The organism is Pseudomonas sp. CGJS7 (assembly GCF_036961695.1).
Genome location: NZ_JBAMDI010000216.1, coordinates 1 through 10720 on the forward strand (window position 1 = coordinate 1; position 10720 = coordinate 10720).

Sequence of the window (10720 nt, forward strand, 5' to 3'; positions counted from 1 at the left end):
TCAGCCTACTAAGGCCGCTTCCCAGGCTCACGCCCAGTGCCAAGACCCTTTCGTTTCCCATACCGCTGCGGGGCAGCTCCGGATTCGCACCGGATTCCCTCTGGCCACCTGGGCCGCGAGGCCTGGGTGGCGTGTCCCATCGCTTTATCTTTATGAAGCGATGTTCACCGTAACGGCGCCAAGTTACGCAGGCCCCGGGGCGAAGTCAATCGGCGTGTCCCGAACCGGGGCGGCGGGACACGGTTCGGTCGGAAGCGGCGATGGCGCGAGGCGAAATTTCCGCCGCGCCGTGGCCGCGCCCAAGGCGGAGCGCGTTCGCGGCCGCCGCCGAGTTTGCGATTCGTGGCTCCTGCGCGCCGGCCCGCATCGCCCGCGGTTTCCTGTGGCTGGCGTTCATCCGCCGGCGACGAAGATAGCCCCAAGCTGATGCCCGATCGCCGCGCCGCACCTCGCCGTTGAGCTTGGCGCGGGCTGCGGCTAACGTTTGCATCGGCGCTGCGCGCGCGGCGCGGGCCAGGACGGTCCCGCGCGATCCCGAACCCCGGTGGACAGAGCATGTTTTTCGAACGGACCCCGTTGCTGGCTGGCTGGCTCGCATCCGCGATGTGCGTGCTGGCGCTGGTGGCGTGCGGGCAGGATCGCTCGGCCGCGGCCTCCGCCGAGCCGGTGACCATGGGCAGTCAGAACGATGTGCCCAAGGTCGCGCCGGTGCCGCCGAGCGAAGAGGACATCCTCAAGGGCACCTATTGGCCGCCGGCCAAGCTCGACGGCGGCATCGCCCGGATCAGCTGCGAATACGACTATCCGCGCTACGGCGAAGGCGAGCGGCTGACCGCGCTGGATTTCTTCAGCCTGGTCGACGCGCTCTCGCCGTGTCAGGCGCGCGGAGTGGTGCGTCTGCGCTACCAGGGCAAGATCGGCGCGGGCTTCACCGCGTTGATGCAGCGGGTCTCGGCGATGGCCACGCGGATGGAGATCCAGACCCGCATCCTCGACATCGATTCCAGCGGCGGGCACGTGGAAGAAGCCATCCGCGCCGGCGACTGGATCGCCGAATCGGGCTGGGCGATCTGGGTGCGCGAAGACTCGGTCTGCCACAGCGCCTGCGTGTTGGTGCTGGCCGCCGGCGATACCCGTTCGGTCGAAGGCAAGGTCGGCATCCACCGGCTGATGCGCGACCGTTCCACCGCGACTTCGCGCGCCGAGCTCAGCCGCGAACTGCGCGCGATCAACCAGCAAGTGCGCGACTACCTGGAACGCAACGGCGTGGCCACCGCGGTGTCGGACCTGATGATGACCATCGCCAACCGCGATCTGCGCATCCTGACCCCGGACGAACTCAAGCAATACGGGCTGGACGGCACCAACGCCGCCCAGGACGATCTCGACCGCATCCGCCTGACCCGCAAGTGCGGCGAGGATTTCGTCCGCCGCCGCGACGCCTTCCGCCGCGCCTTCGACGCGCAGTGCATGGCCACCGGCAAGAATTTCGAATCGATGCCCGAATGCGCCAGCGCGCTGCAGGGCCAGTTCGGCTTCCCCGACAAGGCGTGTCCGTCCGACAGCCCGGCCGATTTGTACGCGCGCGATTTGCCCGAGTTGTTGCCGGCCGAGGAAGCCTCGGTCGACGGCGCCAAGCAGGCCGCCGACGCTGCCCAGAGCAAGAACGCCGGCAAGAAAACCGCGCCGGTTTCGGCCGACTGAACGGCCGCCCGGCGCCGCCGTGCACTTGCGGCGTCGCACACAGGCCCGGAAAATCCCCGCCTGAATCAGCCAGAGCGCCTGTGGGGCTCGAGCCAACAGCCCTTCAGGAGTTTCCGATGTCCGCCCGTCTTTCCCGGCTGGCGCCGGCGCGTCTCGCGCTGGCCCTGCTGCCGTTGTGCCTGTCTCCGCTCGCCGCCGCCGCCGATGAGGCGCCCGCCGCCGATTCGGCCGCCGATCCGGTCCACCAGCTCGATCAAATCCAGGTCCGCGGCGTCGCCGGACCCAAGTTCGGCGCCCAGCGCAGCGTCAGCGCGACCAAGACCGACACCGCGCTGATCGAAGTGCCGCAGGCGGTGACGGTGCTGCCGCGCGCGCTGATCGACGCCCAAGGCGGACGCTCGCTCAACGAAATGCTCGCGCTGGTGCCCGGCGTGGCGCTCAACAACGGCGACGGCCAGCGCGATCAGGTCGCGATCCGCGGCTTCAGCGCCCTGGCCGATCAATACCTCGACGGCGTGCGCGACGACGCCATGTACTACCGCGATCTGGCCAACACCGAACGCATCGAAGTGCTCAAGGGCACCGCGGCGATGTTGTTCGGCCGCGGCTCCTCCGGCGGCCTGATCAATCGGGTCAGCAAGCAGCCGCTGGACACCGCGCAGGGCAAGCTGCGTTTGTACGCCGACAGCGAAGGCGGCCGTCGCGGCGAATTCGATCTGACCGGACCGCTCGGCAACGGTGCCGGCCGTCTGGTCGGCGCGGTCGAAGATTCGGACACCTTCCGCGATCAAGGCTTCATCGAACGCTGGCTGATCGCGCCCTCGTACCGCTTCGACCTCGGCGGCGGCCAATTGCTGCTGCAGGCCAGCGCGCAGCGCGACGAACGCGTCACCGATTTCGGCATGCCGAGTCTGTTCGGCCGGCCGGTCGATGTTCCGATCGGCACCTACTACGGCTCCAGCGACGCGCGCCGCGACGACTACAGCATCGCCCGGGTCAATATCTTCAACGCCACCTACAGCAAGGCGCTGAGCGAGCAGTGGAACTTGCGCGCGACCCTGCGCGGCACCGACTACGAGCTGGAACGCCGCAACACCCTGATCACCGGCAATCCGTTCCTGCGCGACGGCCGCTGGCTGTCCAACCGCCGTCATGCCGGCAACACCCGCGACCAGCAGGCCTGGTTCGCCCAGACCGATCTGGTCTACGAAGGCGAGCGTCATCGCCTGTTGATCGGCAACGAACTGAGCTACGAGCGCAAGGATCAGGCCAGTTACGGCGGCACCACCACGCCGATCGATCTGCTCAACCCGGTGCTCGACCGGCCGACCTTCAATCCGCGCGCCGAAGCCGCCGCGCGCAGCCGTCTGCGCAACGCCGCGCTGTACGTGCAGGATCAGATCACCTTGAGCCCGCAGTGGAAGGCGGTGATCGGCGCGCGTTACGACGATTATCGCCAGCAGACCCGCGACCGGCTCAATCCCAACGCACCCGCGCTGGACCGCACCGATCGCGAATTCAGCCCGCGCCTGGGCCTGATCTGGATGCCGAGCGCGCAGCAATCGTTCTACGCCAGTTGGGGCGAGTCGTTCCAGCCCTCGGCCGAGAGCCTGCCGCTGAGCACGGTCAACGTCGACCTGAGCCCGGAAACCACCAGCAATCGCGAAGTCGGCTACAAGTTCGCCCGTGCCGACGGCTTGCTGAGTTTCGACGTGGCGGTGTTCGAAACCGAACGCGAACACATCAAGACCACCGACCCGAGCGATCCGCGCAAGCAGATCGGCGTCGGCACCCAGCGCACCCGCGGCGCCGAAGTCGGCTTCGCGGCGTCGTTGCTGGAGCAGCGTCTGGATCTGTACGCCGGCTATGCCTACCTCGACGGCGAGATCACCAAGTCCAACAACAGCGCCAGCGGCGTCGCGTTCCAGGGCCGCACCTCGCCGCTGACCCCGCGCCACAGCGCTTCGGTGTATGCCGAGTACGATCTGGGCAGCGGTTTCAGCGTCGGCGGTCTGGCTCAGCACGTGGCGATGCAATACGCCGCGCCGACCAATTTGAGCGCGCTGCCGGCGTTCACCCGTTTCGATTTCAATCTGCGTTACCAGACCGCGGCCTGGGATTGGCGCCTGCGTTTGGAGAACGCGTTCGACAAGCGTTACTTCGCGTCCGCGCACGGTTCGGTCGATGGGTTCAACGCGCCGGGCGCGCCGCGCACGCTCAGCCTGACCGTGGATTACCGGTTCTGAGTCCATGCATCGCGGCCGCGTTGTGGCGGCCGCGATGCGGACGGTCGGCGATTACTTCATCAATTCGCCCGCCAGCGAGGGATAGAACACGCCCGAGGTGGTGCCCTTGCCGATGCCGCAATTGCCGTCGGACGCGCCGGGCGTCTTGATCCACAGCAAGGCGTCGAAGCTATCGCCCGCACCGCCCAGGCGCGGGACGGGGCCGAGTCGGCGGCCGCCCGGGTTGCACCATTCGCGGCCGTCGTATTGGCTGGCGCCGTTGCGGCTGGTGTCGATCACGTAATGGCTGTGGATGCCGTACTGATCGGCCAGCATCGCGCGCATGCGCTCGGCCATCGCCACCGCGTCGGCGGTGCTGTTGTAGTTGGACACGTTGATGGCGAAGCCGCGCGCGTTCTGGATGTTCGCCGCGACCAAGCGCGGGACCATGATGTCCGCGCCGTTCCAGCGGCCGTCGCCGCCGTCGAGGTAAACGTGAGCGTTGGGCGCTTGCTGCTTCATCAGGTCGACCGCTTCGCCGAGCAAATCCAGGCGCGAGGCCATGCCTTCTTGGCCCAGGCAGCCCGGGGTCAGGTGGATGAGCGCATCGGGTTCGAGAATCACCGCGACCGTGCCCTGGCCCAGCGCCGGCACCCACTGCTCGCGCAGCCAGCGCCGATACGCGGCCGCGTTGGCTTCGCCGCCTTGCGACCACTGGCCGCAATCGCGTTGCGGGATGTTGTACGCCACCAGAATCGGGATCTTGCCCTGGCGCGCGGCTTCGCCGGTGTAGGCGGCGACCCAGTCGCGGATGTTGCCGCCGCCGACCCAGCGCGCCATCGGCTGGGCGACGATGCGCTGAGCGATCTGCGCGCGTTGCGGATGGCGCGGGTTGTCGCGGACCCAGCGCGCGGCGACGTTGTCGGGATCGCCAAGGAAACTGTCGGCGGCGAGCGCGGGCGCGGCGCACAGCGTGGCGAGCGCGCAGGCGAGCAAGGCGCGGGGAGTGCGGAACTTCGAGGTCATGGCGGCGGATCCTGTTCATTGGCGAGGAATGCACGGGACGCCGCGACGGCGCCCGCGTCGGCACCCTCACGCCGGATTCGGCGCGAAACCGTGACTCAGGCCGGGCGAACTACAACACGGGCACAACTGCGCCGGCCGCCGATGCGGGCGGCGTGCGCGAACGTGATCGATTTCGAAGCTTGGCGGCGTGCGCGCGGGCCGGGGAATGTGCGGGCGGTCGCAGCGTGGGTTCACGGTCGCTCGGTTTTACCGCGTTGCCGCATGCCGGCGCGTGCTTGAACAGGGCGCGCGGCCGCGGATCAGGCGGCGTCGGGCAGCGCCGGCACCGGCGTGGGTTTGCCGTGGGCGTCGAGCGCGATCATGGTGAAGCGCCCGCGCGTGGCCAGTTGCGACTCGCCGGTCAGCAGGTCTTCGCGGTGCATTTCGACTTCGACCTGCATCGAGGTGCGGCCGGTTTCGATCACCCGCGCGATCAGTTCGACCAGCGCACCCTTGGGCACCGGCAAATGGAAGTCGATCTGTTCCGAGCGCGCGGTGACGACGGTGGTGCGTGCGTAGCGCGAAGCGGCGATGAAGGCGGCCTTGTCCATCCACGCCAGCGCCTGGCCGCCGAACAGCGTGCCCAGGTGGTTGGTGTGGTCGGGGAAGACGATCTCGGTCATGCGCGCTTCGGTCATGGCGGCGGGCTCGGCGGAGGGGTGGGGGATTGCGTCGAACATGCGGGAGACTCGAATTGCAGCGTACTGCTTTGCTCCCTCTCCCGCTTGCGGGAGAGGGTTAGGGTGCGGGTAGTGGGGTGCGGTGTTGCTTGGGCGGAGCGCGTGCCCTCACCCCAACCCCTCTCCCGCAAGCGGGAGAGGGGCTCAAGCGGCGGGAGAGGGGCGGATCAGAACGCTTCGTCGAACGCCACTTCGCCCTGCACGCCAACCTGATACGCCGACACCCGGCGCTCGAAGAAGTTGGTCACTTCCTGCACGTCCTGCAGGTCCATGAACGCGAACGGGTTGGTCGCGCCGAAATGCTTGGGCATGCCGAGCTGGGCCATGCGCTGGTCGGCGCAGTATTCCAGGTACTGGCGCATGTCCTTGAGCGACAGGCCGACCACGCCGCCGGACAGCACGTCCTGGGCGAACTGGAACTCGCAATCCACCGCGTCCTCGAACATCTTCACCACCTGCGCGCGCAGGTCGGCGTCGAACAGGTCGGGCTCTTCCTCGCGCGCGGTGCGGATGACTTCGAACGCGAACGCCATGTGGCAGCTTTCGTCGCGGAACACCCAGTTGGTGCCCGAGGCCAGGCCGTTGAGCAGGCCGCGCGAACGCAGGTAGTACACGTAAGCGAACGCGGCGAAGAAGAACAGGCCTTCGATGCAGCCGGCGAAGCAGATCAGGTTGAGCAGGAACTGGCGGCGCTGCTCGCGGGTCTCGATCCGCTTGAGGTTCTGGATCGAATCGATCCAGCGGAAGCAGAACTCGGCCTTGGCCCGGATGGAGGCGATGTTCTCGACCGCGTCGAAGGCCTTGGCGCGCTCGTTCGGGTCGGGCAGGTAGGTGTCGAGCAGGGTCAGGTAGAACTGCACGTGCAGCGCTTCTTCGTACAACTGGCGCGACAGGTACATGCGCGCTTCCGGCGCGTTGATGTGCTGGTACAGGTTCAGCACCAGATTGTTGGAAACGATGCTGTCGCCGGTGGCGAAGAACGCGACCAGACGCTCGACCAGATGCCGCTCGGCCGGGCCGAACTTGTGCTTGAGGTCGTTGACGTCCTGCGAGAAGTCCACTTCCTCCACGGTCCAGGTGTTGCGGATCGCGTCGCGGTACATCTCGTAGAAATGCGGGTAGCGCATCGGCCGCAGGGTGAGGTCGAAGCCGGGATCCAGAAGCTTAGTGTCGAGCTTGGAGGAGTGAGGAGTGAGCGAGGATGTCGCTGACGAAGACATGAGCGGTTTTCCTAATGCAGGTGTGCGGGCGATCTGGGACCTTGGGGGCAAGGAGGTTGTCGTGCACTACCAAGAAACTGTGATCTGGAATAAGGCCATTCGGCTCGCCGAATTGGTTTGTCTGTTGTCTGTAGAGTTGCCCACCGAGGAGCGGTTCGGTATGAGATCGCAGCTGACCAGGGCGGCGATTTCCGTGCCAAGCAATACAGCCGAAGGCTGGACAAGGGAGTCCAAACGCGAGAGAAGGCAGTTCCTGTCCATTGCACACGGCTCCTTGGCGGAACTGCACACCCAGTTGCTGATTTGCGAGCGGACAGGCTGGCTGCGCACGGCCGATCTGACGGAAATAAAATCGCTGATCGACCAAACCAGCCGCATGCTCACTGTACTAAGAAGAGCAGCCAGACACCCCTGACCGCTCTTGCTCACTCCTCACTCCTCTACGCTCACTTCTCAGCCCTTACTGGCAGGCTTCGCAGGACTCGGGATTCTCCAACGAGCAGGCGATCGCCTCATCGGTGGTGTATTCCGGCTTCGGCGTGGCGACGGTCGGCGCGCTCACCGTGGTCTTGGCGATCTTGGTGGCCGGACGCGAACGCAGGTAATACGTGGTCTTCAGTCCCTTCTTCCACGCGTACATGTACATCGAGCTGAGCTGGCCGATGTTCGGGCTTTCGATGAACAGGTTCAGCGACTGGCTCTGATCGATGTACGCGCCGCGTTCGGCGGCCATGTCGATCAGCGAGCGCATCGGCAGTTCCCACGCGGTGCGATAGACGTGACGCAAGGTCTCCGGCACTTCGGTCACCGACTGGATCGAACCTTCGGCCATCTTGATCCGGTCGCGCATCTCCGCGGTCCACAGGCCGAGCTTCTTGAGCTCTTCGACCAGGTACTTGTTGACCACCAGGAAGTCGCCCGACAGCGTCTCGCGCTTGAACAGGTTCGACACCTGCGGCTCGATGCACTCATAGCAACCGGCGATGGAGGCGATGGTCGCGGTCGGCGCGATCGCGATCAGCAGCGAGTTGCGCAGGCCGTGTTCGGCGATGCGCTTGCGCAAGGTCTCCCAGCGCTCGGGCTGCGACGGGGTCACGCCCCAGGCTTCGAACTGCAGTTCGCCGACGCTGGCGCGGGTGTCGTTGAACGAGGGGTGCTTGCCGTGCTCCATCGCCAGCTCGTTGGACGCCGACAGCGCGTGGAAGTAGATCGCCTCGGCGATCTCCTGCGCCAGCTTGCGCGCCGCATCGGAATCGAACGGCAGGCGCAGCTTGAAGAACACGTCCTGCAGGCCCATCGAACCCAGGCCGACCGGACGCCACTTGAGGTTGGCGCGGCGCGCGGTTTCGATCGGGTAGAAGTTCAGATCGATCACGCGGTCGAGCTGGCGCACGGCCAGGCGCACGGTCTCGGCGAGCTTGTCGAAGTCGAACGCGCCCTTGCCGTCCTCGAACATCTCCACGTGGTGGGAGAGGTTGATCGAACCCAGGTTGCACACCGCGGTTTCGTCCTGCGAGGTGACTTCCAGGATTTCGGTGCACAGGTTGGACAGGTGGATGACGTTGCCTTCGCGCAGGGTCTGGTTGGACGCGCGGTTGGACTTGTCCTTGAAGTTCATCCAGCCGTTGCCGGTCTGCGCCAGGGTGCGCATCATCCGGCCGTAGATGTCGCGCGCCTTGACCTTCTTGGTCGCAAGGCCGGCGGCTTCGGCGGCGTGGTAGGCGCGCTCGAAGGCCTCGCCCCACAGGTCGGTCAGCTGCGGCACCTTGGACGGGTCGAACAGCGACCACTCGGCGTCGGCCTCGACCCGGCGCATGAATTCGTCGGGAATCCAGTTGGCCAGGTTGAGGTTGTGGGTGCGGCGCGCTTCGTCGCCGGTGTTGTCGCGCAGTTCCAGGAATTCTTCGACGTCGGCGTGCCACGGCTCCAGGTACACGCAGGCCGCGCCCTTGCGCTTGCCGCCCTGGTTGACCGCCGCGACCGAGGCGTCGAGCGTCTTCAGCCACGGCACGATGCCGTTGCTCAGGCCGTTGGTGGAACGGATCAGCGAGCCGCGCGAACGGATGCGGGTGTAGCTCAAGCCGATGCCGCCGCTGAACTTGCTCAGCTTGGCCACGTCCATGTAGCGCTTGTAGATGGCTTCCAGCGAGTCGTCGGGCGAATCGAGCAGGAAGCAGCTCGACAGCTGCTCGTGGGTGGTGCCGGCGTTGAACAGGGTCGGCGAGGACGGGATGTAGTCCAGCTGCGCCATGCGCCGGTACAGCGCCAGCGCGTCGCCGACGTCTTCGCTCAGCGCGCAGGCGATGCGCAGGAAGAACTGCTGAGGGGTTTCGATCACCGTGCGCGCGGTCGGGTGGCGCAGCAGGTAGCGGTCGTACAGGGTGCGCAGGCCGAAGTAGTCGAACTTGGCGTCGAGGCTGCGGTCGATGGCGTCGTTGAGCTTGCGCGCGTTGGCCTGGACGAAGTTGAGCAGGCGCTCGTTGATCAGGCCCAGCTCATGGCCGCGCTGGATCGATTGCGAGAACGCGTGGATCTCGACCCCGGCGACTTCCTTCTCGATCACCCCGGCCAGCAGGCGCGCGGCCAGGCGGCCGTACTCGGGCTCCTCGGCGGTCAGCAGCGCGGCGGTGCGGATCGACAGTTCGTCCAGCTCCTGGGTGGTGGCGCCGTCGTACAGGCCGGAGATGGTGCGGGTGGCCACGCGCATCGGATCGATCGCGTACAGGTTTTCGCCGCTGCGGGTCACCGCGCGCACGATCTTGTTCAGATCGACCGGCTCGCGGCGGCCATTGCGCTTGGTCACGCTCATGGTCAGGTTGGCCGCGGGCGGGGTCAGGGCGAAACCGGGCGCCTCTTGCGCGGCGCGGGCGGCGGCCGGTTTGGCCGCGGAAGAAGTGGGCGCGGCGTCCGTGGCGGGGGCGACGGACGGATCGGATGCGAGTGTGGTCATGGCAGTACTCCGGGGCATGTTGGTGCACGGAGCGGGGAACGCGGACGCGCCAGCGACGACGGACCGCGCGCGCGGCGTCATCGATGGCACGGCCATGCCCCCGCGGGCGCGAAGCTTGGGAGTGTGCTGGCTGGGTGTCGCGCGGCCCGAGACGCGAGGTCCGGGACGGTCCGCTCCGCGCATGGCGCCGGAACGGACAGGCGCGACGGGAATCCCGTCGTGCCGCGACACCGGCCGTCTTCCCCCGAAGACTCCTTAGGGCCGGTACCGCGCGGTTGTGCGACGCGCGGTTGTCGGCAGGTCTTCGGGCTCGGGACTCGGAGCGAGAAACGGGCAAAGAGAAGTAAGCGCCAGGAGACGACCCGGTTCTCACTTTTCTTCGCCCGCTTCTCGTTCCTCCTACCGGGGTCGCTTCCCAGGCGTACCGCCCAGTGCCATGACCCGTTCGTTTCCCACACCGCTGCGGGGCAGCGCCGGCTTCGGACCTCGCCGCGAGTGCTCGCGGGCGCGTCCCTACCGGCTTCCCTTTTCAGCCGATCGCAAAATCGGCACCGACGCACACAACATAGTGGGGTTGTTCGATTTCGTCAACGCGATATGTGGTGAATGAACAATGTATATAGCGGGTGAAGACCGGGCCTCCATACGCCGCGCCTTGGTGTAACGTGCCGCTCATAAGGAACGGGGAATTGTGATGGAAGCACTGATCGTCTTGCTGGGATTGGGTTTGCTGCTGGTGCCGGTGTTGTTGATCGTGGCCCTGGCCCAGATCTCCGGACTGAAGTCGCGGCTGGGCGTGGTCGAACGCGCGCTGGCGCAACTGCGCGCCGACGTCTCCGACCCGCAGGCCCGCGCCCGCGCGGACGAGACCCGCGC

8 protein-coding genes and 2 riboswitches are annotated in these 10720 nt (G+C 66.8%); of the genes, 4 read left to right on the top strand and 4 right to left on the bottom strand.

Features of this window, described 5'->3' with window-relative positions:
* Positions 1 to 155: riboswitch (cobalamin riboswitch) on the bottom strand. This riboswitch is flagged as partial in the annotation.
* A gap of 400 nt (positions 156 to 555) precedes the next feature.
* Both V7787_RS50820 and V7787_RS50825 read left to right on the top strand, forming a co-directional pair.
* Entirely contained in the window at positions 556 to 1704 is a 1149-nt protein-coding gene (locus V7787_RS50820; protein ID WP_336095120.1) for a hypothetical protein, read from the top strand.
* Positions 1705 to 1820: 116 nt separating this feature from the next.
* Complete coding sequence (locus V7787_RS50825) at positions 1821 to 3950, top strand: TonB-dependent receptor (RefSeq protein ID WP_336095121.1); 2130 nt, start codon at positions 1821 to 1823, stop codon at positions 3948 to 3950.
* 51 nt (positions 3951 to 4001) lie between these two features.
* Here V7787_RS50825 and V7787_RS50830 read toward each other — a convergent pair whose 3' ends face one another.
* From V7787_RS50830 to V7787_RS50840, 3 genes are all read right to left on the bottom strand, one after another.
* Positions 4002 to 4955 carry a glycoside hydrolase family 6 protein gene (locus V7787_RS50830; protein WP_336095122.1) on the bottom strand — a complete coding sequence of 318 codons (954 nt, stop codon included), beginning with the start codon at positions 4953 to 4955 and terminating at the stop codon, positions 4002 to 4004.
* Between the two features lie 299 nt (positions 4956 to 5254).
* Positions 5255 to 5674 carry an acyl-CoA thioesterase gene (locus V7787_RS50835; RefSeq protein ID WP_336095123.1) on the bottom strand — a complete coding sequence of 140 codons (420 nt, stop codon included), beginning with the start codon at positions 5672 to 5674 and terminating at the stop codon, positions 5255 to 5257.
* A 167-nt stretch (positions 5675 to 5841) separates the two neighbouring features.
* Positions 5842 to 6894 carry a ribonucleotide-diphosphate reductase subunit beta gene (locus V7787_RS50840; protein WP_336095124.1) on the bottom strand — a complete coding sequence of 351 codons (1053 nt, stop codon included), beginning with the start codon at positions 6892 to 6894 and terminating at the stop codon, positions 5842 to 5844.
* Between V7787_RS50840 and V7787_RS50845 the strand changes: the two genes are divergently transcribed.
* A complete protein-coding gene (locus tag V7787_RS50845; protein ID WP_336095125.1) occupies positions 6866 to 7309 on the top strand; it encodes a four helix bundle protein in 444 nt (147 codons plus the stop codon). The genes V7787_RS50840 and V7787_RS50845 overlap by 29 nt on opposite strands.
* 45 nt (positions 7310 to 7354) lie before the next feature.
* On the opposite strand, the gene V7787_RS50850 is transcribed toward V7787_RS50845, so the two are convergent.
* Positions 7355 to 9844, bottom strand: coding sequence for a ribonucleoside-diphosphate reductase subunit alpha (locus V7787_RS50850; RefSeq protein ID WP_336095126.1), 2490 nt, complete (start codon positions 9842 to 9844; stop codon positions 7355 to 7357).
* Between the two features lie 278 nt (positions 9845 to 10122).
* Positions 10123 to 10415, bottom strand: a riboswitch (cobalamin riboswitch).
* A gap of 123 nt (positions 10416 to 10538) precedes the next feature.
* Between V7787_RS50850 and V7787_RS50855 the strand changes: the two genes are divergently transcribed.
* Positions 10539 to 10720: hypothetical protein (locus V7787_RS50855; RefSeq protein ID WP_336095127.1), on the top strand; the 182-nt coding region annotated here is incomplete at its 3' end.

Coding starts and splice junctions, on each gene's coding strand:
- V7787_RS50820 (WP_336095120.1), top strand. CDS start 556: ATGTTTTTCGAACGGACCCCGTTGCTGGCTGGCTGGCTCGCATCCGCG.
- V7787_RS50825 (WP_336095121.1), top strand. CDS start 1,821: ATGTCCGCCCGTCTTTCCCGGCTGGCGCCGGCGCGTCTCGCGCTGGCC.
- V7787_RS50830 (WP_336095122.1), bottom strand. CDS start 4,955: ATGACCTCGAAGTTCCGCACTCCCCGCGCCTTGCTCGCCTGCGCGCTC.
- V7787_RS50835 (WP_336095123.1), bottom strand. CDS start 5,674: ATGTTCGACGCAATCCCCCACCCCTCCGCCGAGCCCGCCGCCATGACC.
- V7787_RS50840 (WP_336095124.1), bottom strand. CDS start 6,894: ATGTCTTCGTCAGCGACATCCTCGCTCACTCCTCACTCCTCCAAGCTC.
- V7787_RS50850 (WP_336095126.1), bottom strand. CDS start 9,844: ATGACCACACTCGCATCCGATCCGTCCGTCGCCCCCGCCACGGACGCC.